General features: G+C 37.2%; 27 protein-coding genes and 1 pseudogene. 8 read left to right on the top strand and 20 right to left on the bottom strand.

The genetic code is table 11. The annotated features are described in order from the left end of the window. Nucleotides 1-128: 128 nt before the first annotated feature. Genes I3259_RS01220 through I3259_RS01205 form a run of 4 tightly spaced genes read right to left on the bottom strand, consistent with a single transcriptional unit; the run spans nt 129 to nt 3753 of the window. On the bottom strand, nt 129-908 hold the full coding sequence (locus I3259_RS01220) for a hypothetical protein (protein ID WP_238027945.1): 780 nt from the start codon (nt 906-908) through the stop codon (nt 129-131). Then, complete coding sequence (locus I3259_RS01215) at nt 905-2854, bottom strand: hypothetical protein (RefSeq protein ID WP_238027944.1); 1950 nt, start codon at nt 2852-2854, stop codon at nt 905-907. Before I3259_RS01215 ends, I3259_RS01220 begins: the two co-directional genes overlap by 4 nt. 12 nt (nt 2855-2866) lie before the next feature. Continuing rightward, the gene (locus I3259_RS01210; RefSeq protein ID WP_238027943.1) at nt 2867-3376 is read right to left on the bottom strand and encodes an RNA-directed DNA polymerase; all 510 of its coding nucleotides are present in this window, start codon (nt 3374-3376) and stop codon (nt 2867-2869) included. Next, on the bottom strand, nt 3367-3753 hold the full coding sequence (locus I3259_RS01205) for a hypothetical protein (protein WP_238027942.1): 387 nt from the start codon (nt 3751-3753) through the stop codon (nt 3367-3369). Before I3259_RS01205 ends, I3259_RS01210 begins: the two co-directional genes overlap by 10 nt. 309 nt (nt 3754-4062) lie before the next feature. Between I3259_RS01205 and I3259_RS01200 the strand changes: the two genes are divergently transcribed. Continuing rightward, nucleotides 4063-4278, top strand: a complete 216-nt coding sequence (locus I3259_RS01200) for a DUF3955 domain-containing protein (protein WP_238027941.1) — start codon at nt 4063-4065, stop codon at nt 4276-4278. A gap of 82 nt (nt 4279-4360) precedes the next feature. Here I3259_RS01200 and I3259_RS01195 read toward each other — a convergent pair whose 3' ends face one another. After that, entirely contained in the window at nt 4361-5458 is a 1098-nt protein-coding gene (locus I3259_RS01195) for a YdcF family protein (RefSeq protein WP_238027940.1), read from the bottom strand. 356 nt (nt 5459-5814) lie between these two features. Here I3259_RS01195 and I3259_RS01190 point away from each other — a divergent pair, with 356 nt between their 5' ends. Further along, the gene (locus tag I3259_RS01190) at nt 5815-6201 is read left to right on the top strand and encodes a lysozyme inhibitor LprI family protein (protein ID WP_238027939.1); all 387 of its coding nucleotides are present in this window, start codon (nt 5815-5817) and stop codon (nt 6199-6201) included. A 119-nt stretch (nt 6202-6320) separates the two neighbouring features. On the opposite strand, the gene I3259_RS01185 is transcribed toward I3259_RS01190, so the two are convergent. From I3259_RS01185 to I3259_RS01175, 3 genes are all read right to left on the bottom strand, one after another. Continuing rightward, nucleotides 6321-6953, bottom strand: a complete 633-nt coding sequence (locus I3259_RS01185) for an SDR family NAD(P)-dependent oxidoreductase (RefSeq protein WP_238027938.1) — start codon at nt 6951-6953, stop codon at nt 6321-6323. A 218-nt stretch (nt 6954-7171) separates the two neighbouring features. After that, nucleotides 7172-7861, bottom strand: coding sequence for a hypothetical protein (locus I3259_RS01180; RefSeq protein ID WP_238027937.1), 690 nt, complete (start codon nt 7859-7861; stop codon nt 7172-7174). A gap of 163 nt (nt 7862-8024) precedes the next feature. Further along, nucleotides 8025-8888 carry a LysR family transcriptional regulator gene (locus I3259_RS01175; protein WP_238027936.1) on the bottom strand — a complete coding sequence of 288 codons (864 nt, stop codon included), beginning with the start codon at nt 8886-8888 and terminating at the stop codon, nt 8025-8027. Nucleotides 8889-9084: 196 nt separating this feature from the next. Between I3259_RS01175 and I3259_RS01170 the strand changes: the two genes are divergently transcribed. Both I3259_RS01170 and I3259_RS01165 read left to right on the top strand, forming a co-directional pair. Beyond that, nucleotides 9085-9690 (top strand): glutathione S-transferase family protein, encoded by a 606-nt coding sequence (locus tag I3259_RS01170; protein WP_238027935.1) that lies wholly within the window; start codon nt 9085-9087, stop codon nt 9688-9690. A 43-nt stretch (nt 9691-9733) separates the two neighbouring features. Then, a pseudogene (locus I3259_RS01165) lies at nt 9734-10162 on the top strand (DUF3291 domain-containing protein); the annotation flags it as partial. 164 nt (nt 10163-10326) lie between these two features. On the opposite strand, the gene I3259_RS01160 reads toward I3259_RS01165, so the two are convergent. Then, nucleotides 10327-11478, bottom strand: a complete 1152-nt coding sequence (locus tag I3259_RS01160; protein WP_238027934.1) for a YibE/F family protein — start codon at nt 11476-11478, stop codon at nt 10327-10329. A 73-nt stretch (nt 11479-11551) separates the two neighbouring features. Then, a complete protein-coding gene (locus I3259_RS01155) occupies nt 11552-13672 on the bottom strand; it encodes a 5'-nucleotidase C-terminal domain-containing protein (RefSeq protein ID WP_238027933.1) in 2121 nt (706 codons plus the stop codon). Between the two features lie 200 nt (nt 13673-13872). Between I3259_RS01155 and cutA the strand changes: the two genes are divergently transcribed. Both cutA and I3259_RS01145 read left to right on the top strand, forming a co-directional pair. Then, nucleotides 13873-14190, top strand: coding sequence for a divalent-cation tolerance protein CutA (gene cutA, locus I3259_RS01150; RefSeq protein WP_238027932.1), 318 nt, complete (start codon nt 13873-13875; stop codon nt 14188-14190). A 249-nt stretch (nt 14191-14439) separates the two neighbouring features. After that, entirely contained in the window at nt 14440-15462 is a 1023-nt protein-coding gene (locus I3259_RS01145) for a methylenetetrahydrofolate reductase (RefSeq protein ID WP_238027931.1), read from the top strand. Nucleotides 15463-15610: 148 nt separating this feature from the next. On the opposite strand, the gene I3259_RS01140 is transcribed toward I3259_RS01145, so the two are convergent. The 3 genes from I3259_RS01140 to I3259_RS01130 all read right to left on the bottom strand — a co-directional run bounded on the left by I3259_RS01140 (nt 15611) and on the right by I3259_RS01130 (nt 18352). After that, a complete protein-coding gene (locus I3259_RS01140; RefSeq protein WP_105062438.1) occupies nt 15611-15910 on the bottom strand; it encodes a hypothetical protein in 300 nt (99 codons plus the stop codon). A 164-nt stretch (nt 15911-16074) separates the two neighbouring features. Continuing rightward, nucleotides 16075-17547 (bottom strand): DASS family sodium-coupled anion symporter, encoded by a 1473-nt coding sequence (locus I3259_RS01135; protein ID WP_238027930.1) that lies wholly within the window; start codon nt 17545-17547, stop codon nt 16075-16077. A gap of 307 nt (nt 17548-17854) precedes the next feature. Then, nucleotides 17855-18352, bottom strand: a complete 498-nt coding sequence (locus I3259_RS01130; RefSeq protein WP_238027929.1) for a cyclin-dependent kinase inhibitor 3 family protein — start codon at nt 18350-18352, stop codon at nt 17855-17857. 169 nt (nt 18353-18521) lie between these two features. On the opposite strand from I3259_RS01130, the gene I3259_RS01125 reads away from it, so the two are divergent. Then, nucleotides 18522-19070: a flavodoxin family protein gene (locus tag I3259_RS01125; protein WP_238027928.1), complete on the top strand. Its 549-nt coding sequence runs from the start codon at nt 18522-18524 to the stop codon at nt 19068-19070. Between the two features lie 88 nt (nt 19071-19158). Here the strand turns inward: I3259_RS01125 and I3259_RS01120 are convergent, their stop codons facing one another. Both I3259_RS01120 and I3259_RS01115 read right to left on the bottom strand, forming a co-directional pair. After that, nucleotides 19159-19788 carry a hypothetical protein gene (locus I3259_RS01120; protein WP_238027927.1) on the bottom strand — a complete coding sequence of 210 codons (630 nt, stop codon included), beginning with the start codon at nt 19786-19788 and terminating at the stop codon, nt 19159-19161. Nucleotides 19789-19998: 210 nt separating this feature from the next. Continuing rightward, nucleotides 19999-20865, bottom strand: a complete 867-nt coding sequence (locus tag I3259_RS01115) for a lipase (RefSeq protein ID WP_238027926.1) — start codon at nt 20863-20865, stop codon at nt 19999-20001. Nucleotides 20866-21196: 331 nt separating this feature from the next. Between I3259_RS01115 and I3259_RS01110 the strand changes: the two genes are divergently transcribed. Further along, nucleotides 21197-22894, top strand: a complete 1698-nt coding sequence (locus I3259_RS01110) for an SgrR family transcriptional regulator (protein ID WP_238027925.1) — start codon at nt 21197-21199, stop codon at nt 22892-22894. Nucleotides 22895-22959: 65 nt separating this feature from the next. Here I3259_RS01110 and I3259_RS01105 read toward each other — a convergent pair whose 3' ends face one another. The 5 genes from I3259_RS01105 to I3259_RS01085 all read right to left on the bottom strand — a co-directional run bounded on the left by I3259_RS01105 (nt 22960) and on the right by I3259_RS01085 (nt 26215). Continuing rightward, nucleotides 22960-23178 carry a helix-turn-helix transcriptional regulator gene (locus I3259_RS01105; protein WP_005364730.1) on the bottom strand — a complete coding sequence of 73 codons (219 nt, stop codon included), beginning with the start codon at nt 23176-23178 and terminating at the stop codon, nt 22960-22962. 9 nt (nt 23179-23187) lie between these two features. Then, nucleotides 23188-23739 (bottom strand): DUF2975 domain-containing protein, encoded by a 552-nt coding sequence (locus I3259_RS01100; RefSeq protein ID WP_238027924.1) that lies wholly within the window; start codon nt 23737-23739, stop codon nt 23188-23190. Between the two features lie 213 nt (nt 23740-23952). Further along, nucleotides 23953-24414, bottom strand: a complete 462-nt coding sequence (locus tag I3259_RS01095; RefSeq protein WP_238027923.1) for a hypothetical protein — start codon at nt 24412-24414, stop codon at nt 23953-23955. Then, nucleotides 24411-25373: an ATP-binding cassette domain-containing protein gene (locus I3259_RS01090; RefSeq protein WP_238027922.1), complete on the bottom strand. Its 963-nt coding sequence runs from the start codon at nt 25371-25373 to the stop codon at nt 24411-24413. The genes I3259_RS01095 and I3259_RS01090 overlap by 4 nt, the downstream gene beginning before the upstream one ends. Then, nucleotides 25373-26215, bottom strand: a complete 843-nt coding sequence (locus tag I3259_RS01085; RefSeq protein WP_005364738.1) for an ABC transporter ATP-binding protein — start codon at nt 26213-26215, stop codon at nt 25373-25375. The genes I3259_RS01090 and I3259_RS01085 overlap by 1 nt, the downstream gene beginning before the upstream one ends. Between the last annotated feature and the right edge of the window lie 251 nt (nt 26216-26466).

Genomic DNA, 26466 nt, shown 5'->3' with positions numbered 1-26466 from the left:
TATATATTAATCATTATGTGGGCTATTCAATTAAAAATCTATAATTTACTAATTTTTTACTGGTGTTCATGTTATTTATAATCAATAAAAACACTCCTAGATATTTAAGAGTGTTTTTATATATTGATTTATAGGTTGGATTGGCGATTTAAAATTTCTAAGAAAGCTGTTCTAAGAGCATTTATGTTTTTAACTATATCATCAATTCGATCAACGCTATCTTCATTAAGAAGATATTCAACAAAATCAGATAATGGTTCGTAATTTACTATATCATTATTAGATATAAACTCCTTATATCCAATACAAAAATAGTTGTCATCTGGTTTGCTAAACATAGATTCAGCAATATACATCTGCTCAAGAGATCTTATTATATTCCCATTAAAATTATCATTTCTAAATGAAATAGATATATTTTTAAGTAGTTCATATATTTCCATTTCATCTTTAACAGGTGAGAAAATAATTGAATCTCTTGTTCTTCTAAAAATCTCATTAAAAGCTAGAAATCTAGAAATATAATATTTTGTTGATAAATTATAATATTCATCAAACTCCAATCCAACTTCAAATTCTTTCTTTTTTTTTATATCACAAATTCTTCCATAGAGACCATTAGAGGAGGAAAGCATTATATTACACCACCGACCAATTTCTAACTCTTTTGACTTAATATTATCAACTTCTAAACTTAGAACTGACTTATATTTTTCAACTGAAATTGAAAGTTCACTTTTATATTTTTCAATCTCTAAATCAATATCTTTTTTATGATTAGATGTGGCTATCTTATTAAGATAGCTAATAACTGACTTAAATACAACACTCCCAATAAATGCAATAGTTGAAAAAGCCACTGTAAAAATCCCAGAGGAAATTAAAATATTATCTAAATATTGATTCATAATAGATCCATTATACTACTTTTATTGAAGTCTGGTGGTGTTGGCTTATATTCCTTATTAAGGATTTGATATGAATATTCTTTTATTTGAAACTCTCTTAATGAGCTAAGATCTATTTCAGATGAAATAATAACAGAGTTATCTCCACCTTTTACTTTTACTATATCTTTATTGTTTGATGATGTTGGTTGGCATATTCTACTATCGCCATATTTTGAATCATTAACTTGAGCTACATAACAGTGGAGATCTCTAGAGGATGATTCAATTATATTTGAAAAATAACCAATATCTTTATTGTATTCAGATGCAATTAATAGATCTATTTTCGATTTTAATTTTGCTCTATGCTCTATATTACTTAATTCAAAACAATTAAAGATAGAAAATCTACAGCCTCTCCATTTAAAAATATTATAAAATGGTTGTCTTTCAACTGGTATTTTATATCCATATCCATTTAACATGCTAATCTCTGATGGAGAGTAATAATTTTTAAGCCTTAAATCAACAATTAATGAATCAACGCCATCATTCTCTACTGGAAGTAATGTAACAATATAGTTGTAAGCATAATCATCTGAAATGATATGTTCCAATCCAAAAATAATACCTATTTTATTCTTTAATGAGAAGTTAGATATTGTTTTTAATAATGATATTGGAATGCTAACCTCAGGAAGAATTAACAAATCAACCTTTTCAATTTCTGCTTGATTTAAAATGTTATTTATCTTTTTCACTCTATATTTATCTAAAACTGGATTTCTTAAATAAGAGTGTTTAAATGTTTTTTCTGGTGTTGATATATTAACAATTCCAATATTTATTTTCGTCTTATTTGTTGTTGATTTCGATAAATCAACTGTTCTAAGAATATTAGACTCATTATTATCAATAACATTAAATGGCAATGGCAAGCCTGATAATTTATTGATGCTCTCATATTCATTAAATGAATGTTTTAATATGTCATTCTTTCTGCTTTTTTCATTAGAATAAACATTATTAATTATATTTTTTAATAGTACTTCGTGGAATTTAATATACCTTGGTGTAAACAAACATAAGTGACTATCTAAATCTTCAAGTTTTTGATTCTTATGAGGAGAAGAAACTAAATCATGATAGCCCTCCAGATCATGATAATCTGGTAATCTTTTATAATTTAACAATGGTTGTAATATGTAATTATGTCTACATAGATTTGAAAATCTAATAGAATTTACTATTCTTCTTAATTCAAACTCAGTATTAGAATTATTAAAGCAAGAACATAAGTTATTGACAATAATTTTATCTAGTAATATTGATGGCTTTAAAGAAATAGCCATTGCAATTGAAATAAGCAAATAATTTTTACATTCAGCAATTAAATTAATACTATCAATAATATTATCACATTTAATCATTTTATTTATGTTAAATATAATACCTTTAGTTAAATAAGGAATTTTTGAAATACTATTACCATCTACAACAATAAATGTATATAATTTTTCCCATAAGGAAAAAAGTTCTATTGAACTTTCTGAAGTGAAAAATGATACAAGTTCATTTATATTATTAGAGTTATTATGAATATCAGTTTGTAATGATAAAAATATTTGTTTTGCTAAAAATTTAGATATTCCAAACTTATCTTCTCTAATATCACTAATGTTTCTTATTTTACTTTTATCACCAAGATAATCGAAATAAAATGCTGATGAGTAAAAATTATTGTCCATATTATCAGAATCAGGTAGTAGTCTATATTCGCTACTGTTTTTTTTCAGATCTGAAACAAATTTATCTAAAAGAGCTGTTGATTTATTAGATGAAAAATGTAATATCTTCATCTTTTCATTTTTAATCCTTATTTCACTATATTTAGAATTGCAAGAAATTAACTCATCTTCTTCTTTTTTAAAAATACTATTATTAATTAAATATTTATTTATCACTTCATCTAATTGTTATTTTTTATGGCATGATTTAACAATCATTATATCATCAACATACCTAGCATAAAAATCTGGATTTAGTTTAAGATCAATGTCTTTATCTAACTCGTTTAGATAAAAGTTTGATAATATACCAGAAGATACAAGACCAATAGGAATAATTGAAATACCATCTTCAATATTTAAATCTAACTTTTTATTTAAGTGAGATGTATATTTTTTATGTATTTCAATGAAAATTTTTCTGATTGGTTCATACTTAAGATCACTAAAACCTATATCCGAGTTAAGATTGGATAAATTAATTCTTGCTGAATTATAATAATTTTTAATGTCAAGAGAGAAAATCAATACATCTTTATTGTTTGAAAGTAATTTCTTTGCTTCAGAAATAGAGTTATCCCTCCATTTCTGGTATTGATTGAAGTAAGGAATATAAAAAGATCCATCTTCATCAGGCTTAGTGTCATCATTAAATTTACATTTTAAATTTATTCTATTCGCATATGGTTTTATATGCATTTTTTTTCTAAAGTATAACCGACCTTTATAGACCATATCATTGAGCAAATATGAAGCTCAATAGGCATTCTAATGAATTCATTAGTTTCTGTTTTAATATTTTTTGATTCTGTTGTATTTGAAATAACACCATAGTTGTTAATTTTATCTAAGCTTATTTTTTTTAAAAAACTAAAGCTTGATATTCCATTAAATAGTTCATTCCAATAATCAGAATTAATATCAAATTTATTTATATTTTTAGTTAGGAGTGAAAGTTTATCTTTAAACTCAGCTGACTGTTCAAAAGAAGCAATTTCCTCTCTGAGTTTAAGATTTGAACTATCATAATAGATATGATTTTTTAATTTTAAGAAAGCTAAGTTTACATCATCCATATTTAATAGGCTTTTAACTAATAGTGGAAGTTAATAATAAATTATTTAGCTTTGCATGTCATTAAAAACCTTTTTAATCATATGGTTAAGTTACTTCCCTTCATCTAATGCTAATATCACATTTTTTGATATAAATAAGTCATCCATCTCTAACTCTTTTGTCTAAAAACGAGTTAGCTATCTCCATGGACTGTGTCTCACACAACGATTCTTTCGAGGCTGAGTTAGCGTACTTTTTAAAGTAGATTAGATAAGGTATGCACAATCCACAGTGGGTTTCGCTTGAGTGAATATTAAAGGTAGCTTCAGATGACGTTAATAAGTAGATACAGAGTCACTATCCTTTTGAGCCTTATCGGATGGGGTTGTCTCGCTATATACGCTTATAAAGGTTCTTATGTTGATGACAATGGCGTGTTAATTGAATCGTTTGGTTTTATTCCTCTGTTTTGGCTATTTCAATTATTGGCATTGGTGAGTCTGATTTATACCGCCTTGAAACGCAGAAAGCGAGGTAAGGTATAAGGTTTAAATAAAAGCGATGCTGTATCTCTACGGCATCGCTTTTTTATTATCTTTTCTATTCAAATGAAGTGGGTTTTAAACCTTAACGTGACTCCAACGGATATGAACGGTAACTCCACATGCCGTAAGTACGTAATGCATCACGGTAAATACCTAACAATTCACCATCGTTCGGTGTTACTAACTCTTTTAGTGGTTTGTCTGGGTAACTTACCGTATCAAAAGTGATGCTTTGTGGGCCAGTCTGCCAACTTGCGATCTCAAACAGGGTTTGACCACGGCGAACATGGCTTGCCGAGCTAATAATCGTGGCATGTTTTATATGATGACGTGCTAACGCATAGCTACTGAATAGGGCATTATCCACGGTGCTGGTGGCGTAGTTCTCTTCAATAATACGATCTTTACTAATGCCTTTTTCAATAAGCCAATCTGCCATTAGCTTACCTTCGGTTTTATGGTTCATTGGCACACCACCTGTTAATACGATTAACGCATCAGGGTTGGCTTTTGCCATAGCAAGGGTCGTTTCAAGACGTTCTACTAAGATGGGATGCATCGAACCATCAGGGTTTAGTGCATAACCTAAGGTGATGATTGCGCCTTTGTCGTCTAACTTGCCTTTCGCTGCTTTCTCTTTCAGTGGTGTTGCTACAATGCGATCAACAGTTGTGAAAATACGCTCAATATCAGCCGCTTTACCAGGGTTTAATTTGGCTAGTGTTGCCATGTGTTTGTCAGATTCAGCTTGGTTGCCTTTGAAACGCTGCCAAACAGCAAGGTAGGCATGTAAATCGATATCATCAGGTGCAACCGAAAGAGCTTGTTGGAAAAGTGAAATGGCTCGGTCTGCATTCTTGTTGTAGATCTGTGCATTAGCAGCAGAAATCAGTAAGTCGGTACGGTATGGCTCTAATTGGTAGGCTTCAAGTAATCGGTTGGTTACGATTTCCATATTGCTTGGCATTTTGGCGGTAAAGCCAGCATGAGAAACACGAGCCGGAGATTTAAACGCTGTTACTGCATCATTTAATAGTTGATCGACAACTTGACGCTTAGTAACGAATTGCGAGTAATCGGTAGAAGATTGAACCGTTGCGTCGTTAGCAGCAAAAGAATATGGCGCAGCAGTAAGTGCTAATGCGCCACTAAGGGCTAGGGCAAGTAGGTGACTTTTCATTTATATATCCAGAGTTTATTGCTGTTTATTGTCATAGAAGAAATTTTTATTCTATTTTTGCTGGGTATATAAACCGTGAAAAGTATCCCGATTTGTAATCTTTTGCTTTAACGATATTTGTTATTGTGATTAATCTCTTGTAATTGAGCTTTAGTGATTGATTATTACTATGCATGCTTATTTTAACTGTGAATAATGAAAACCTGCATTCCAGGGCTTTAGTCTTTTGGTTTGTTGGCTAAATATTATTCACGCCTGACATGTAGCCTGTAATGTTTTAAGAATAAATCCATTTACTATCTAATATTCAGTTAGTTAAGATTGTGGTTAGTGATGGAAATGAACAAGGAAGTACGATGAAAAAACGGTTTTATTACCCAATGGTTGTGGTTTTCCTGTCGCCAGCCTTCTTTAACACTGCGTTTGCCGATTACAGTAAAGAGTTTGATCAATGCATTGATACTTGGGGATCTTCAACACAATCCGTAGTTAGATGTATGAATGAGGAATTGCAGACAAGGGATGAATTACTAAATAAGGCTTATAAGCAGTATATGGCTAGAATTCAAGATTTTCGTAAAGAAGATCTAAGAAATACCCAACGATTATGGATTAAATACACAGATGCTAAATGTGGCATGCTTTATCATAGCGAAAGCGGCTCTGGTGGGTTAGAGGATTCAAGTGATTGTATGATTCAAGAGACTACTCTGCGTACGAAAGAGTTAAATGAGGGTTGGTAGTGGAAGCATGAAAAGGGTTGAAACGTCTTTCCATCAAGTTATAAAAAAGCTCGATGAATAATTTAAATCGGGCTTTTTTATCTATCCGTTCTGGTTATTAATTGCCAATAATTTGATGATTAGTAAGGGGCGACATTCGGATCAACACACTGGAAAATCTGACCATTAGCGTTACTTTTTAACAGTAATTCATGGCTTAATCGTGCAACTTCTCCCCGAGTAATCGCGCCGTGCACTTCTTTATGTTGTGATAGCTCGCCTTGCTGGGTTGGCTCACCATCTTTTAGTCCGCCAGGTCGAAGAATCGTGTAATTCAAATTGCTGCTTTGTAGCCAAGCTTCAGCGAGTGATTTTTCACGTACTGCGCTGCCAAAGCCTGCTTTTGCACGGTCTGAAAGGTATTGCCAACTATCACCACAACCCAGTGAAGTAATTAACAATAAGTGTTGTGAAGTGCTTTGTTCTAATGCATTTGTTAAGTAGCGGTGACCAATATAATCGACGGGTGTATCAGAGCGAAAACTGCCCATTGTCGAGATATTAAATGTGTTGTCGGGTAGGGCAGAAACAGCCGCTTCAACTTGTTGTTTATCTGTTGCGTCACAACAAATAGACGTGATGTTGTGCTCGGTAAGCTTGGTATTTTTATTAGGGTTACGTGCAATGGCGATAACATTTATACCTTGAGCATAAAAGTAGTCTACCATTGCAGCGCCTAAACCACTTGAAGCACCCCAAATTGCAATATTCATTAGGTAAAAATCCATCTCAAATAACGGTAATGATAATAGTTTGCATTATTATAATGACGGAGTCATTAGTTTGGTTGATTATCTGTTTGTTATTAGTCCGCCTTAGAGGATTGCGCCAAAGAAAAAGCGCTGCCATATCAGTGATGACAACGCTTTCATTTATAGACTAGTTTTTGTTTCAAAGAGGGCGTTTGAGTCTTCGGCTTAGCCGCTCAATATTATTCTGTTAGCGGTAACTCGACCTCACCATTGGCAGTTGTTTTCCAGTTGAAAGTTTTATCATCTTTCCCTGTAATTTTCGCTGTACCGTTTGCCAACCAGCTGTGTAGATTATTGGTATCTTCATTATAGTTAAATGGCGTGGTATTTAATGATTCTGCCGTCCAATAGGTAACATCTATGGTTTTATCGTCACGGAAGAAGCCTCTGAAGGTAACGGTTTGTACTTCGGTGGTTTCATCTTCAGTAAAGGTAATTGAGTTATCATCAACAAGGCGATAATTTAATGTGCCGTCGCTGATGCTGGCAGCATGAAATTTAACATTTTCTTTAGTTTGAATTTTGAAGGTATCTACACTGGTGCGGTTAATATCTAATTCACCACTGGTCAATGAAATACTAGAAAACGGCACTTGGCTTGCTGCATTTTTATGATCGGCGATGTTACAGGTAAAACCTGTGATATCCATGTCTGGATTTTTTGCTTGCTCGGCGGTAAAGCACTGCCCAGCAATATAAAGTACGAGTGTATTAATATCGGTTGAGATCTGGGCATAATTTTGTTTTTGTTGGCTCGATAAGCTATCGATATTTAGCCCAACGGTTTCTACAATCGCATCTTCAGCATCATTTGAACCACACCCCAGCAATAAAGCCGATGTCAAAGCTAAAAGACTCCATTTTTTCATAGCATATTCCTATTGTTTATGTATGAAAGATCCCAACAAAAAAGTCAGTATCTAAGTAATCGTACTTTTGAGATTAGCTAAAGCTTTTTGATTTGATTGTCTTGAAAGTAATACTGTTATTCAATTAAAGATAATCGTTTCTCATTTAATAGGCACTCAGTGTTTAGCACTTTTCTGTCATAAATTGTTCACACTGGTAACGATCAATCATGCGGTTGATACTTTCAGGTGAAAGTAAGAGGTGTGGCTTACTCGGTAGTGATAACACAATATCAACTACGGGTAAGCTAGGCAGGTGAGGGGCGGTAAGCTCAATTAAATCCTTCGGCATGCTGCATTTCGCCATCGCAGAAATTGCCAAGCCTTGCCTTACTATGCCTTTGTTGGCCGTTGCGCTGCTACAACAACTGACAAGTTGATAATGTCGGTTACGTTTTATTAAGCCTTCAATGGCTGCACCGTGGAATTTACAGTCGCGTTGGAATAATACAATCGGTAGTGGTTGCTGATTAACAATGTCGTGCTGTGGCGAGCCAACCCATATGCCTTTGTCGGTTTGGAGAAAATAGCCTTCTTGCGAGGTTGGCGAACGCGTAACAATAGCGATATCAAGTCGATTACTGTCGAGTAAACCTTTTAAATGTACGCTTGGCGCACAGGTAATTTGCAAGCTAATGTGTGGGTGTTCTTCACGGAGTAAAGCCACAATATAGGGCAAGATAGATTCAGCATAATCATCAGGACAACCAAGGTGGATGGTTTGTTGCGGTAACTTGTTTTTAAGCTCTAACAAGGCTTCATCGTGGGTTGCGATGATTTGGGTGGCATGAGTTGCTAAGCGTTGCCCATCTTCTGTTAATACCAGCATTCGACCATCTTTAGTAAATAGCTGGGTATTGAGCTCATCTTCGAGCTTTTTCATCTGCATGCTAATCGCAGATTGAGACCGAAAACTTTGCTTTGCTACGCGGGTGAAACTGCCTGTTTCTACGAAAGCTAAAAAGCTTCTTAATGCATCAATATCCATATGATCTCCCTCTATTTAGCAATAAAAACATAGCGTTAAATTACTTTTATAACAAGCGATAAATACTTCAATATTATTGATAGTTGGTATTCGTATTTTACGATAGTCGAATGGTGTTTTGCTGATTACAGTTAACTTTATCAGTGAGGGCAGGAAAGTGCTTTTAATATGAATCCAGACAATACAAGGAGTGGTTATGGTTGTGTATGGCGATTTACAGTCGGGAAATTGTTTGAAAGTGAAATTGATTTTGTCACTGCTAGGGATTGAGCATCAGTGGCAGCACATTAATATTTTGGAGAACGAAACTCATACGCCTGAATTTTTAGCGCTGAACCCTAATGGAAAAATCCCTGTTGTGGTGTTTGATGATGGTCGGGTGCTGTTTGAGTCGAATGCGATTTTGAGCTATTTCGCAGAAGGCTCTGAGTATTTACCCCAAGACCATTTTCTAAAAGCTAAAGTCTATCAATGGTTGTTCTTTGAGCAGTATTCGCATGAACCTTATATTGCGGTAGCACGTTACATTCAAGTCTATTTGGGTATGCCAGCAGACAGAGTTGAACAGTATGAAGCGTTACATGCAAAAGGGTATAAAGCCCTCGATGTGATGGAGCAGCAATTGTCGAAATCAAACTTCTTGGTAGGTGACAATGTCACGATAGCGGATTTTGCGTTATATGCTTATACCCATGTTGCTGATGACGGCGGTTATGATTTACGTGGCTACCCACACATTAAGCGTTGGTTGAAAGCGGTGGGGCAGTTACATACCAGTGTTGATATGGAAGAAGCGGTTTAGTGACGATATCTTACGCTGATGGTAACAACGTGGGGAATAAAACATGAAGCTGGCACAACTCAATATCGCAAAGGCAAAATACCCATTAGATGCACCTGAAATTAAAGAGTTTGTTGATAACTTAGATAAGGTGAATGCAATTGCTGAAAACAGTGATGGCTTTGTGTGGCGTTTAAAAGATGAATCCGGTGATGCGACGAATATTCAGTTATTTGATGATCCTTCTATCATCGTTAATATGTCGATTTGGGACTCGGTGGATGATCTTAAAAACTTTATGTTCCGCACGCATCATAAAGACTTTATGCGCCGTAAAAGTGAATGGTTCTATCGCTTAACTGAAGCTAATTATGTTTTATGGTGGATTGAAGATGGTGAGATCCCCACGCCACAACACGCGGTGTCGCGACTTGATCATTTACGCGAACATGGTGAAACGCCTTATGCCTTTTCATTTAAATCACGTTTTACGCCAGACGATTTGTTGCTGCTTGATCGCGCTGATCAGTTAGCGAAAGAAACTCAGGCCTCTTTCATTATGCTAAGTACTGCTGCCGATAACTTAAAAGCGCAGAACTTATATGAAAAAAATCATTATGAAAAAGACTCTGAATTTTTTACTTATCTAAAGCATTGCTAACGGTTAGCATTGATTGCTGGCTCTTCATTACTTTGATGATCAAAGATCTTACTGGCAATAAAGGCAGTAAATGGAATGGTAAGTACAATACCGATACTGCCTGCTAAACCGTGAATAATGCTTAACGCGATCACTGGGGTATTCATAAACTGTTCAACAGGCATTGAAAGCCCCCAGACCATCATAATGGTGGTGAGTGAGCTACCAGCAAACGCTAATATTAATGTGTTTGTCATGGTACCCATGATGTCTTTACCTATGTTCATGCTGGCAAGCATCAATTGTTTGGGAGAGAGTTTGGGGTTGGCTTGTTGTAGCTCTTGATACGATGAAGCAATAGAAATGGCAACGTCCATCACGGCGCCCAGCGCGGCAATCATAATGGTGACAAACATCAGCCAACGCACTTGAATAGGATTTTCTGTGGCAAGGTAAATGACATCCTCACCTTTATCTAAGTAAATACCTGATAGGTGTGCCCATTCGCCAAAGGTTTGAGCAAAAATACCTGCCATGATAACCCCAACTAAGGTGCCTAATATCGCACACAGACTTTTCTTGTTATAACCAGAAACTAGTATGAAATTAACGACTATTTTTATTGCCATTAATTCGATAGTGACTAAGGCTGGGTTTATTCCGTCAAATATGGCTGGAATTAATACGCCGATGATCAGTGCTGCGGTGAAATACAGTGAAATCACAGCGTTTAAGCCTGCGCGTCCACCAAAGAATAAAATCAGCCCAATAAAGACAACTGCCATGGTATAGATGGGAGTGGTACGCTGGTGGTTAAATGCCCAAAAATGGCTACCGTGAATGGTTTCGCGGATCATCAATATGAATTCTGATCCTTTATCTAATAACACGTTATGTTGGCGGCTCAAGGGGTTATTAAGTTCAACGGTTTCATTGGTATGTTCACCTTCAAGTACTTTTATTTTTAGGTGCTGTGTACCGCGATAAATCCCAGGCGCTAAATCATCTTCAAATACATTTTCATCTATGATGTTTTCTACTTTTGCAGAAACGAAATGCTGAGATTGTGTTTTATTTGGATGGAAAGATTGGCTTAACAAAGGGGAGTAAAGAAAAATGGCTGTTGAGAGTGCGAAAATAATGATAGGGAAAACGTATTTTTGAAACATGTGGCCTACAGAGATAGTCAGAGAAAAAAGCGGTAGAGAATGTCTACCGCTTGGGTGTTAAAAGCTAAAACGATTAGCCATTGTTATTTGGATCAATAGTCCAGCTACAGCCAAGATTAAGTTCTTCTGGCGTCGCATCAGCTTTCTCAGCAGCTATGTTTGGGAAATAAGTGTTTTTATCGTACATGTTTAACGCTTTACTAATGCTAGGGTATTTCACGTTATCTGGGTTGATGTGAATACACAGTTGTTTATTAGTAAACTGCTTCCAGATATCGCTATTAGCACGGTTCTTTGTGATTTCACCGTTCGGTGTTAACTGCAAAATATGCCAGTTATTTGTGGTATTTAGGTGCTCATCGTTGATGCTAATACCGTTATGCTCTGTTACGTAAGCGGTGATCATATCTCGAATTGCAGGCACGTTTGCATCACTTGAATCGTAGAACACATCATCTTTCGTGAACCAACCGTTAGTTACCCCTTGAGTACCAAAGCGGTATGAGTTCAGTGCTAGTTTGTATGTCGCATTTGGATCAAACGCTTTACCGTCAACAAGGGTGATGTCAACACGTTCACCAGCAGGTTTTGTAAGATCGACGGTGTATTCAATAGCACCATCGAATAAGTCGTAGTTATACGCTTGAACCTCTGGGTTAAATGAAACGGTTAAATCACCTTCTTTGTAAGTATTGAAGTAGTTGTATGACCACTCCATGTACTCTTTCAGGTGGGCACCTGTGATGTTTACGCCAATGAGTGCGTTATCGTATTTGTACAGGTTTGCGGAGTCTTTACGCTGGTAGTTTTGGCCATCACGAAGGTTAGACGTGTCGCTAAATAACGCTGCAGCAGAAATTGTCGCCCCTGACTTTTCACGCTCGATGAACTGAATTAAGTCAATCAGTGCGCTGTCTTGTACTTTTGCTTTGTGAATAGTGCTGTATAGACGCGTACCTAAGTCATCAACAAAGTAGTCTTCGTTTGTTGCTTCATCAGCACCGCCATCGCTAACAAAGTCACCGTCTACTTTCCCCAAAGTTTCTATAGCATCATTTACAGAACGGGTATGAATATCTTGGTATTCATCAACCATGTTCTGATTTTCTGCGATTTCTTTGGTATCAAGATTAGAAAGGGTGGTATCAACGATTTTCCATTTACCTGACGCATCTTTTTTAACGTCAATTTTCGCCATCGCTAAGTCTGAACCCCATTTACCCGGTTCAATGATTTTTACTGATCCTTGGCGATTACTGTCGTCGTATTTACCTGATTTTGCTTTGTCTTCAACTAGACCACTCTTCACACTAATGTCGTTACCGTTAGGATCGCCTTTTTTCACGGTTTCAATGTATGTTGCGTGTTCGTGTCCTGCCATGATCACATCAAACTTATCAGCTAGCTCTGCGGCAATATTGTATACACCAACACCTTGATCGGTTCGACCTAAGTGCAGCGCACCGACAATAATATCCGGTTGGTGGCGAGCAATAACATCGTCAACCACAGCACGTGTTGCATTTAGCTCGTCTTCAAACTTCAAGCCCTTGAAATGCTCTGGTGCTGACGCTTCCCAGTTAGGTACATAAGAAGGGGTTAAGCCAATAACCGCTACTTTACAGCCGTTAACGTTAAAAATTTGGAAGCCACGCAGATAGTTTGCGTTATTTGATTCCCATTTGATGTTGCTAGAAATTACTGCGCCATCAAAGTTTTCTAAGTTACGGTCAAGGAATGAACGATCAAAGTTAAATTCGTGGTTACCTGGCACCCATAAGTCGTAATTAAGATATTGTAACGCGTCAATCATTGGATGCGTTTCCATATCATTAAATAGCTGTGCTGAGTTGCCTTGTACCGTATCACCAATATCTAACAGAATAAGGTTAGGATCTAAAAGGCGTTGTTGCTCTAAGATAGTAGCAATACGGGTTAAACCTGCGTGTTTGTCTTCAGCATCAATGGCGTAGTCATAGCCGCGAAGGCGACCGTGTAAGTCAGAGGTTGCGGCTAATGTGATAGTTTGTTTGTTTACTTGCTGATCACCTTTACTCACGACTTCTGGGGTGTGGGTTAGTGTTTGTCCATCAATAACTTTATTGTTGTCATCATGGTGGTGGTGATCATCATTACAGCCAACAAGGGCGATAGAGACAGCTAGGCTTAATGACAGAATTTTAAATTTGCTCACTATTCGAGTTCCTTAACGAATATAAAGATAGTTTCTCTGTAGGGTAGAAACGGCGCGATAATAGGGGGCGAATGTAAGCGTTGTGTCAGTGCTATATGATGCTTCTGTCATTGATGTAAAGAATGGGACTTTGCTTGTAAATTCTTATTCTGAATAATTTGAGCCATTAAGATGAAAATATTAATAAGGGTGAAATAAGCATGACTGGTCAATATTGTGTTGTTTTAACAACGTTTTCAGATCCCAAGGTAGGGAAAACTATTATCAATGAACTGATTAGCCAGCGTTTAGCGGCGTGTGTACAGGTGATGCCTATTCAGTCTTATTATCACTGGCAAGGTGAAGTGAATTGCGATCAAGAGCAGCAGGTGCTTATTAAAACCAAAACATCACTGTTTGAAGAGGTTAAAGCCACGATTGTTGCGCTTCATGATTATGAAACCCCTGAGATCATTCAATTACCGATCACAAATGGTTTTGGTGATTACCTTTCATGGATTGACAAAGAATGTCGCTAATTTAACCCAGTAAGTTAAAAACAGTGACTTTTCTTTGATTTATCTATTGGGTTTAGGTAAAACTAAAGCATATATTGTGTTGCTAATTTGATAAATAACATAAATTTTCACCTTAAAAGTGAACGTAAAGGTAAGGCAACACACAAGGATGAGATAAACCGTGGCAAAAGACATTGCTACGGTTTTATAAAAATTAAGCAGGTGCTATCGATGAGGTAACGCACTGTGACAACATGGAAGTGAGCATTTATGTCGGATCAATTTCAACCCACCCCTGAATCTGAACTGCGTGTCCGTTATAACGACATTACACGCGGTGTTTATTTTATTGGTACAACACCACCAAAAACCAGTACGCCGATTGAAGATGTTGAAGGTATCGCTGATCGGTTAGTTGATCGTATTCGTGATCTCGCGATTGATGGTTTGATTGTTTACGATATTCAAGATGAAGCATCACGTACCAATAAGCCGCGTCCGTTCCCTTTTAAATCGACTCATGATCCTCGTCATTACTCATCACTATTGAATAAGAAAACCGACCGTCCTGTGATCACTTATAAGAGTGTGGTGCAGTCGGAAACTGAAGCGTTTGATGAGTGGCTAAATGAAGCGTGGGATGAATACCGTGTACGTGACATGGTATTAGTGGGTAGTCCATCGGCGAAAAATGATGTTTCACTGCCATTATCAACGGCATATCAAACGCTGGCTGAAAACCGTAATGACTTCTTTACTGGCGGTATAATGATTGCAGAGCGTCATGCAAAGAAAGGTAATGAGCATGAACGTTTGATTGAAAAGTATAAGCAAGGTTGTAACTTCTTTATTTCTCAAGCGATTTACGATACTCAAGCGACGATTGATATTCTGACGCGTTACGCGATTGAGTGTAAAGAGCAAGGTTTGAAACCGCAGCGTATTATCTTAACTTTCTCACCTTGTGGCAGTGCGAAAACACTAGAGTTTATTGAGTGGTTAGGGGTGAGCGTTCCAGAAGCAACAAGCCTACGTATTCTAAATGCGGAAAACCCACTGCATGAGTCGATTAAGATGTGTTGTAACAGCTTAAATCAGATCTTAGATGCGGTAGTAGAGTATGACTTACCACTAGGTTTAAACATTGAAAGCTTAACTAACCGTAAAGAAGAAATTGACGGTTCTATCTTACTTTACAAGTTGCTACGTTCTTCAATGGATAGCCATTTAGCAAAACATGAATTCCGTTTGTTAAAGCGTAAAGCACGTGCGAATAAACTTGCATCTGCTTAAATTGTTCTAGCAACAAAGATCGCTAATAAAATGGCTACCGACTTGAAAAAGCGGTAGCCACTTTTGTATCTATTCCGTTATCAATTCTCTTTGGAGAGAATAGCGTTAAGGTTTAGGTATTTGGCAATTCTCTTTGGAGAGAATAGCGTTAAGGTTTAGGTATTTGGCAATTCTTTTCTGATGCGGGTTCGCAGCCTCCGGTACATAATATATCACCAAGGTCGTTTTTTATCGCAAAGCCACCATCTTGTTTGGAGCACTGGTAGTTATCTTGTCGGTCTTTGATGCATTGCCCTTTACCACATAATGGGTTGCCGAGTTTATCTGCGTAAATATGACCAAAAGGTGGCGGGCATACATAGTCACCTAAGGTTGTTTTTAGACAGTAACTAGCACTCCATGACGGGAGAGAAAACAAGAGTAATGTTGCTAATAATATCGATCTCACAATGTATTCCTTTTCGCTAGTTTGAAAGCTGTAACGTTATATAAGCTATATGGCTTATTAAAAATCTGGCTATAGACCAAATTATAATGAAAAAAATGGCTACCATGTGGGTAGCCATCTTTGTATTGTTACTTATTAGTAGTCGGTTATCGGTAATAGTTCAATTACATCAAACCCAGTACCGACCACCAAATTAAGCCTGTGGTCATAAAGATAATGGCACCACCAATGGAAATGACCAGTCCGATCTTCATCCATTCTTTATCGTTGTGGTATTGGTAGCCCATCAAAAGTGGATTACGGGCGTGACTATAAGTCGTTAAGTTACAGCCAATGTTAGTAATACCAGCAACCGCTAAAATGGCGATTAATGGGTTAACACCTAAGACCATTAATGAGCCGATAATAACAGGCCCGAGTGCCACGACTTTCGCTGTACCCGATGCAAAAAAGTAAGCCGTTAATAAGTAAAAGCCCATCATTACAAGCAAAATAAGGGTTGGACCTGCATTGCCCATGCTGCTACTGATCATGTCTGAGACGCCATGTCCCACCCAACCAGTAAAGCCTAAGGTTTTTAATTGGCTTGCCATGCCCATTAATACCGCGAACCAGATCAAGGTATCCCATGCGCCTCTTTCTGCTTTAACGTCATTCCAATTTAAAACGCCAAGCACTAATAGTGCAGATAAACCAATAAATGCTGCAGTAGTTGAGTGAAGGCTTAATGCTTTACCGCCAACCCACATTATGATTAAGGCGATAAAGACGGCGATCAGTTTCCATTCTGCTTGTGTCACTTTCCCCATTTTCTTTAATTCAGCACGGGCAAACTCAGGTGCTTCTGGGGTTTGCTTGGTTTCTGGATTAATAAACTTATAAAGAATAAAAGGGATGGTGATTAATAACACTAATGCAGGAATTAATAAGTACATTGCCCAATGGGTAAAAGTCATATTGATATTTGCAACAGACGCTGCAATACCGACTAATGCTAAGTTACCTGCAAACCCTGTTTGAAAACCCACAGCTGATGCATCGTTCATTGCACTGACCGATGAGATCAAATACTTGCCAAGCTTGCTGTCGTCTTTATTAATGGTTTTCGCGAGAGAATCGGCAATAGGAGAAACAATGGCGGAACGCGCGGTATTACTAGGCGTTGCAGGCGCAATAAGGAAATCAGCTACACCTAAACAATAAGCAATACGCAGTGAGGATTGACCAAAATAACGTAATAAGACTAAAGCAATTCGGCGACCTAACCCTGTTTTGGCGAAGGCTCTTGCAATCATAAAGGCGATCACAATAAGCCAGATCAAGACGTTATTAAAATTGCTGGTGGCTGCCATAATTGCCGCTTTGGCGCTGGTTTCCCCTCCTGCGTGCAATACGGCATAAACGGATACTGAAATAATAGCGACAGCACCTGTTGGTAAAACATTAGCGACAATCGCAGCAATCGTTGCAATAAAGATAATTGCGGTGTGGTAAGCGGGTAAGGATAAACCCGAGGGAGGAGTGAATTGCCAAGCGATAATACTTAAGAGAATGATAACAACAGAAGGGATAAGTTTAATCGCTAATAGCGGCTCTGTAGGACTGGCTATAGACGATGATTGTTTCGCGTGTTCCATAAAAGCTCAACAGTTATCAAATTATGCTCTTATGGTATTTAAAAGGTTGTGCATTGCCTATGATCTGGATCAGAAGTTATTCCTTCTTGTAATAATCTTATTGGTAATATTTTATATGTCAGACATTTAAAATAATTGCAGCTCAAGGCTGTAAATGTATTCTGTGATAGACAGTGGTGGGATCTTATCAAAGGAGCTTACAATATAAGGTAAAATTGACCTGTTTTGAAAATAGGTAGGCTAACGGTGATTAAATTTGTTATGAACATGTATCCACAAATCTATTGTGTGGATACATGTTATACATTTACTTTTTAACAATATGGTGAATATATTCTGCTTGCACTTTTTTAGTAAATGCGTTGGGTCTTAATGCTTGAACTTGGTTAATGATGTCTTCTAATTGCCAGTTTTTTTCTAATAATAGGTGAGCGGCAAGTAAGCCTGTTCGTCCAGAACCTCCCATACAATGCAGTGCGACTTTTTCACCGTTATCTAATGCTTGGTGTAGTGCTGGGGAAATAGCATCCCAATGCGGCTGAAAGCTTGCATCTGGAGCGCAATCATCTTCTATTGGGATATTGAACCATTGAAGTCCGACTTGCTGAACAACCAGTGGTAAAGCATCTACATTCTTTGCTTTCATTTCCTTCATACTTAACGCGGTGACAACAACAGTGACGCCTTGCGTTTTTAATTGCTCAATACTTTTATCTAGCGATGTACCTTTTGTTCCCGGACAAGGGGTAAGTACCAATCCTGCCGAGTTCTTACTTATTGGTAATTCCCATGTTGGATGTGTCATACGGTATTTCCTTATTGTATTTTCCATTTCCAAACAGTTATACACTGCGATTATGACATATATGATTATTCATATGTATTGCTTTAAGGAAATGTCATTAATGATTGACCTCAGGTTAACGTGAGGTTTTATCCTGCGTTGAGGTTTACTGAGTTAATAAGGAAATTTCATGAAAGCGATTGCTATTGTTTATTTTTCACAAACAGATGTTACGGGTGCGTTAGTTGATGCGTGTTGTCATGAGCTTGAACTAGAACCCGTGGAGATGATTACACATAAAATTACAGGATCTGAGATTGTTGAAGGACGATTTGTTAATCACGATTTAATGGCAAAGCTACAGTGTTGCCAAGCGATTATTTTTGCCTCGCCAACTTATATGGGATCGGTATCGGCGCAGTTCAAAGCTTTTGCAGATGCGACAAGTGATATATGGTGCGATCAGAAATTAGCTGGAAAGATAGCGGCAGGGATCACCTCTGGCGGATCACCTAATGGCGATCAAACTGAAACGCTTCGATATTTTCAAATACTAGCATCACAACATGGCATGATTTGGGTTGGGATAGATAAGACTTCAAATTACAGTTCATTGGGCGTTAATCGGTTAGGGTGTCAGACGGGCGTTGTTGCAACATCAGAGGGGGGAAAGCCCTATGCTAATGATATTGCTACTGCAAAATATTTAGCGCGTCGTATTTATCAGTTTATTCAGTAAGTTGGTTTCAAGTTACACTGTAAGTTAATAGACGCGCTTATTTTCAATCATTAGCGGATTATCATTTCCGCTAATGATTATGTATGTTTTATTGTGCTAACTGCTCTTCTAAAGTTGAAATACGAAGCTCAAGTGATTGGATATAATCCAATACGCTTGCGCCATTAATTATAAGTTTGTCTGCTTCAATCAGAGGGGTTGTTAAACCGCCAGCATTAAGTGTGGTTAGGCTCTCTTGACCATAAACACGTTCTTGAAATTGTAAGCCGCTCGCTTTGAGTTTAGTTTCGTAGTTGGCGAAAGAAACTGGATCGTGTTTGATAGTTAACTCAGTTGAGTTCACCATTGTTTCACTTTGTCCGCCTTCCATCTTATTAGTGACATAAATAGAATCTTGAGTGATTTCAGTATAGTTGGTTAAGCCATTGCCAGATAAAAAGCGATTGGCAGTTACGCTGCTTTCAAAATCGTGAGGGCGTTCTGTACGTTTGGTATTTAATCCATATTGACATTCAGAAATATTTTCCCAAAACCATGAACTGTTAACATTCGTTCCTTTCTGTGGCGTATTTTGTGCTCGATAGAACGCTCCGTCTTTTTGTATTTCATCGCCATTAATATATTGCTGTTGTGGATCATATTGTGGGCAAGTAGCGGCGACAGAAGGGATAGATACTAGAGCCAACAGTGTTGTTATTGTAGATGTAGAGAGTTTCATTACCTTTCCTTATTAATTATATGAATAATTGAAGCAATATCGTTCTACTAGGTTTGTTACTGAAGTGTTAATTTCTGTTTGTTCAGTTATGCATAATTGCGATATAGTTCTCAGGCTAATGAAACCTCAACAATATATGCGACTAAGGTTTCTTGTTATGCGTCCTATTTGCCTTTTAGGAATTATTTAGAGGGGGGGGAAACTTGTTTGCTAGTGCTTATCAAAAAAGTCTTTATTACGAATATATTTTTGCATGAAGTGATAGCTAAAAGGGCGCATGATCCAACTAATTATTGATCGTGATAATCGTATTATGGTGGGAATATTTCGGTAAATTTTACCGTTGTGTAACCAAAGCATTTGCCCAACGTGCCAATGCATAAAAGGAATGGCGGGTAGAAAGGTGACAATATCAAGATCACAACAGATGCGATAGGTTTGTTGGTGAAGTGGATAATGCTTTTTAAAACTCCAAAAACCTGTAGCTGGCTGTCCGAAAGTGACCACACGCTTTATTGCTTTTGGGTAGTATTGGTATAAGTAGTCAGCACTGAGTACTGCCATTGCACCGCCAGATGAGTGCCCTGTTAGGGTAATATGCTTACCTGATGCAATTAGAGGTTTTATAACCGCTTGGATTTGCTTGATGATTTCGTTGTAATGGGATTGAGTACTGTACGAGGTTAAATGTGATGCTTGAAAGACATCTAGCTTTTGACTGTCACTTAAATCTGGATGACATTGATGAAAAGCATAGTTACGTCTTATGCTTTTTTGATGTATCAGATAATGATACCCCCAATGAACATGATATGGCTTAGGTTGTGATTCAACCTTTTTGGGAAAACACGCAAGGTTTAGTAGCCAATCCCATATGTTTTGTGAACCTTTAAAGACCAAAACGACGTCTTTACTCTCGCCCCATAAAATACGAATAATAGGGCGTCCCCAGCGGTCGATAATTTCTTCTCTACCCTCAGGCAAAAAACCATATTGGGTATGATCAAAATCATCAGGATAAGCAAGGTGACATAAAATCGCATATTGTTCATATTGATAGCGTTTTAGTTTCTTCATCGTATTCTGATTTGAGTTAACTTATTCACCAGCATAAACACAATATTTATCAATCTAATGACAATGGAAGAAAGAATAGGGGAAGCCCAACCTAAACATCATGAATTAGGTTGGACTTAATTAATGAGCACTCAGGATAAATAAACTCTTTGGGGGGAAAGAGCTTAGGTTAATGTTCATTAAGCTACAAATAGGTTTGTAGACTTATCAATATTTACGTAGATATCACACTGTAAGTAAGGCAATACTTGTTTTCATATCGACTGTTGTATTTTTACGCTAAAATGAGGAAGTTAAAAGAGAACAATACAGGGAATAAGGTTTCCTCTTTATGAGTGGTCAACGATTAAAATTACAATTCCAACGTTTGTACAACCATTTCTCAGGCAGGAATACTGAGACAAACCTCCATGATATTTCTGAGGTTTTATTTTGTACACGTCGTAATGTGCGTATGGTCATAAACAAAATGGTCGATAAAGGCTGGATCGATTGGCAGCCTGCCGTTGGGCGTGGAAAGCAATCACGCTTAATATTTAATAGCACTGACAGTGAGTTACAGTTTATGCAAGCGCGTAAATTAGTGACTGACGGCAAGTTAGAAATGGCCTTGTCGGTTTTAGAAAATAATGCTGAAAAGCTCGTGCAATTGATCCATGAGCAGCTTGGTATTTCGCATGTTCATGGTCGGCAAATTGTGCGACTACCTTATTACCGTAGCTTCGGTAATCTTAATCCTCTCAAGCCGCTTCGACGTTCAGAGCAACATCTAGTTAAACAAATATTTAGCGGATTAACTCAATTTAATGAGGAAAAAGGGGAAGTCGAACCGGATATTGCTCATGCTTGGGAAATGATCTCAACAAGGCATTGGCGGTTCCATATACGCCCTGCGATTCGTTTTCATGATGGGCGGTTACTTGAAAGCGATGATATTATTCAAACCTTTAATAAAGTGAAACAACAAGCGTTGTTTAAGCATATTGATGATGTTATTTCGCCCTTTGCTAATACGATAGATGTGTATTTAAAACGCGATGATCTTCACCTTCCTGCGCTATTAGCAAATATCAGTGCGGTGATTCAACCTGCAGATAATCATCGTCGTTCTGATGCAACCACATTTCCGGTTGGTACGGGGCCTTATAAAGTCACGATTAATGATAAGCAGCGTTTAAAACTTGAAGCATTTGATATGTATTTTGGTTTTCGTGCATTAACAGACGTGGTGGAAATTTGGATATTAACGGGTTTTTCTGCTTGTTATTTAAAGCCATCACTAGAGTTAGCGCAGACACAAAGTGCAACGGTATCTAATAAGTTAAGTTTAGATCAAGGCTGTAATTATTTATTATTAAATAGAAATAAAGGTTTAGCTCAACAAAAAGTTTGGCTAGATTATTTTCAATCTCGTTTAAACAGTTTGAGTATTATGCGCCATTTAGATCTTAATAAAGTCTCTAATTTTAAGATGATTAATGCTTATGGTCTATTACCAGGATGGATTTGCGCAACGGAATATCCACACGATATTGTTGTACCAACGACTAAACGCTCTGTGACACTGGCCTATCAACAAGAACATCCTATTTATCCTTATATGGCTGAATTGATAGCTGAAATATTAGCTAAAGATGGTATTACGCTAAAAGTAATTGAAATTGCTTTTGAAGATATCATGCAAGGTAAACAAGCCGATAAAATAGATCTCTGGTTAAACGGTATGAGCCTTGGGAGTGATAGAGCCGATGCGATATTACCGTGGCTATATAACTTTGAGCAAATTGAACGAGCGATGCCGTCTCAAGCATTTAAACAACTTGATACTCTTATTGATAATTGGCGGATGAATATTACACCTGAATTTCCATTAGAAGAGATTCAGAACTTATTGGTCAATACCGGTCAAGTATTACCATTATTCCATGCGTGGTTAGGTGTTGATGGTAACGGTGAATTGGAAGGGATGGCGTCTAATCAATTAGGTTGGTTTGATTTTAAATCGGTGTGGGTAAAACCAAGACACTAAGTCATGTCATTAAGTTTTGAAGTAAAAATAATAAGTAGGCGTTAAATAACACCTACTTATTTTATTTAATTATCGTTGTGATTTTCTTCAAATTCGAGAATATCACCAGGTTGGCATTCAAGTAATTCACACAACTTATCTAAGGTTGAAAAGCGTACTGCCTTCGCTTTACCATTTTTGAGAATAGATAAGTTTGCCTCTGTCATCTCCATAGCTTGAGCCAATGCTTTTAATCGCATTTTGCGTTTAGCCATCATGACATCTAAGTTAATACGTATTGTCATCGTCGGCTCTTAAATAGTTAAATTTTGTTCATCCGCAAGAATATAAGCTTCTTTCATCACCCATGAGATTATCAGTACAACGAGTCCCATAATAAGGGTTAAAAAGTCTACACCTACAAAACTAAAAGCAATCATTCTTTGTCCTGGTGGATTATTGAAACTGAGTACGAGAGTCATGATTGCTTGGTAAATCATTGAGCCGCCGACCCAATAAAATATGCTGTAGCCAAGCTTCTGGTAAATAGTTGCATTTTCTAAGGTAAAGATATTGTTATTTTCATAATTACGGAAGAGTTTAATTAACTTTGTTAGAGCATACATGATAATTGAGCAATAAATTAGGCTAACTAACGTTGCTATGAGTCTTGTTGTGAGTGTTAATGGCACTTGAGTAATATTATGTAAATCATCATATGATGTTTGTACTATTCCAGCGTTCGTTAAGTAGGCATATGGCGTATCTATGGTTAGCCAAAAATAGCAAACTAATATAGGCGTTAAAACGAAAAATAGTTGAAATAGTATACGAGCTCTTTTACTTTGCTTTTGGATATTAGACATGTGCTACCTCTTAAGTTGATGAGGCAAGGATAGAGACTAAACTTGAGATAAGCAATAAAAAATTATCGTTTTACGATAATTTATTTGTTTAATTATTTGTGGTGAAAAAGTATTTTTTACTGTAATGTTATGATAGATAAAGAAAAAACGAGCAATATTCACTTTTCTATGTGGAAAGTGAATATATGCTCGTTTTGATGTGCAGAATGGGATTTAATTTTTTGCCGAATATTTTAGATTCAAATGCTGTTGTGATTCCATAAAAGCGACATGCAAGTTAATGAGCTGGACACTTTCTTGCTGCCATTGAGGATCAGTTTGATGTTGGCAAAACTCAACCATAGCAACAATGATTCGATCTAGCTTTTTTAAGCACCAACGCTTTAGCTCTGCGCTATAACTTGCATCACATACGACGGCTTGAAGCTTGGCATAAGAAAGTTGAATGTAACCAAATGCCTGCTCGTTATAGCCTTGATGTTGATAATATTTAGTTAAGCGAAAACACGCATCTAACCAATAGGCTAAAGCTTCACTGCCAGTCTCATTGTCTAATTCATCCATCATGCTACTAGGCGTTTGTTGAATGAGAGAAACCAACTCTGAAAAATCATGGTTATGATTGGGTTGGTACCACGCTTTAACTGATTCTAACCAGCAGTGAAGTTTTATCATGCGATTTTATCCTCTTTAAGTGCGGCGACTTGCGCTTCATCCCAGTTTGCAACAAAGTGATTGTCTGCAACTTGGCGATGTCCTGAAACAGATTTTAGACTTATTGCACGGATCTTATCTGCGCTCTGTGAGTAATCTGGTTCTGAATTCACTAGTTTATTAAAGGGTAGATCAGGATCCGGCACTGCAGAGATTAATAATTTGGTATAAGGGTGTTGTGGGTTACGCAAAATAGAGCGCGTATCTCCCCATTCCACAATACGACCACGGTACATTACGGCGGTTTCTTCGGCGATATAATGCGCAGTGGCTAAGTCATGAGTAATATATAAAAAGCCAATACCTATTTTATCTTTCATTTCTTTCATTAGGTTTAACACACCTAATCGAATAGAAACATCAAGCATTGAAGTGGGTTCATCTGCTAGGATGATTTCAGCACCAACACCAATTGCACGTGCTAGATTCACACGTTGACGTTGACCACCACTGAGTTGGTGGGGATATTTGTCGAGATCTGCAATGGGTAACTCAACTAATTCCATTAGTTCATTTAAACGCTGCTCTACTGCTTCTTTTCCCTTTACTTGCTTATGAATTAATAGCGGGCGAGTGAGGTGATGGCGAATAGTATGAGTGGGATTTAACGATCCAAATGGGTCTTGAAATACCATTTGGACTTTACCGCGATAATTTAATACATCTTTACGTTTACAAATGGTATCAACATTATCGCCTTTAAATAAAATTTCGCCTTTTGTTACGCCGTGAACTTTAGTAATGAGCTTTGCACAGGTACTTTTACCGCAGCCAGATTCACCAACGAGTGCTAGAGTGCGCCCCTTATAGAGCTTAAAACTAATATTATCAAGAGCACGAAAGATTTCAGTTGAACCAAAACCACCGCCAGCAGTGAACTCTTTCACCACATTATTTAATTCAATAATTGGTTGTTCCATTACGATATTTCCTCTGCTGAGATAGAAACGTGTGGGGCGTCTTCATGAATATTAGGGAATGATGCCCATAACTTTTGAGTGTATGGGTGTTGTGGGTTGTTACGGATTTCACGGGCTTGATTGACTTCAACAATTTCACCGTATCGCATAACGGCAATGCGATCACAAAGTTGACTCATAAGAGCAAGATCGTGAGTAATAAATAATACAGAGAAATCGAATTCTTTACGTAGTTGATAAATCTGTTGCAGAATCTCACGTTGAACAACAACATCAAGCGCTGTGGTTGGTTCGTCCATAACGATAAGTTTTGGGTTTAGACATAGCGCTATCGCAATAACGAGCCTTTGACGCATACCACCACTAAATTGGTGAGGGTATTCAGATAAACGCTCGCGAGGAATATTAACCAGATCTAGCAGTTTTTCCGCACGCTCTTTCGCTTGCTCATTGCTGTAGCCAAGGTGATGGCGCATTACGTCAGCAAATTGCTCTTGAATAGGGAGTACGGGATTGAGGGAGTTCATTGCACTTTGGAATACCATCGCAATGTCTTTCCAGCGAACAACACCCATTTGTTGTTCAGTTAATGCGATAAGGTTTGTACCGTCATATTCAATACTTCCTTTTGTGATAAGTGCTGGCGGCTTATGTAAGCGATTAATAGCAAAAGCGATAGTACTTTTACCACATCCCGACTCACCCGCTAGGCCGAATATTTCACTTTTACCGATATCAAAACTGACTGATTTTACGGCTTTAAAGTCGCCATTGTCTGTAATGTAGGTGACTTCGAGATCACGTACTTTCAGTATTGGGTCTGAATGAAACGCTTGTTCCATGATGCTCTCCCTGCAAAGATAAAACTATATGATAATGAAAGTGATTATCATTAATATTCAAATAAGCTAAATGAGTGGGAATCGAGTTGCAAAGGTTCAAGTTAAAGAAAGTGAGGTAGGTATCAAAAAATCATGCAAAAGTTGAGTATTTTAAAGATATCTACCTATAGAGATAATCGTTATGTACAAAAAGGTTTTAGAGGGAGTAATAAAAGAAAAAAGAAGAAAAGCCCACACAAGATTATATTGCA

The organism is Photobacterium sp. Ph5, assembly GCF_022129445.1.
Taxonomy (GTDB): Bacteria; Pseudomonadota; Gammaproteobacteria; order Enterobacterales; family Vibrionaceae; genus Photobacterium.
The sequence above is the reverse complement of the archived record's forward strand: the minus strand, read 5'-3'. Positions and strand labels throughout refer to the sequence as shown.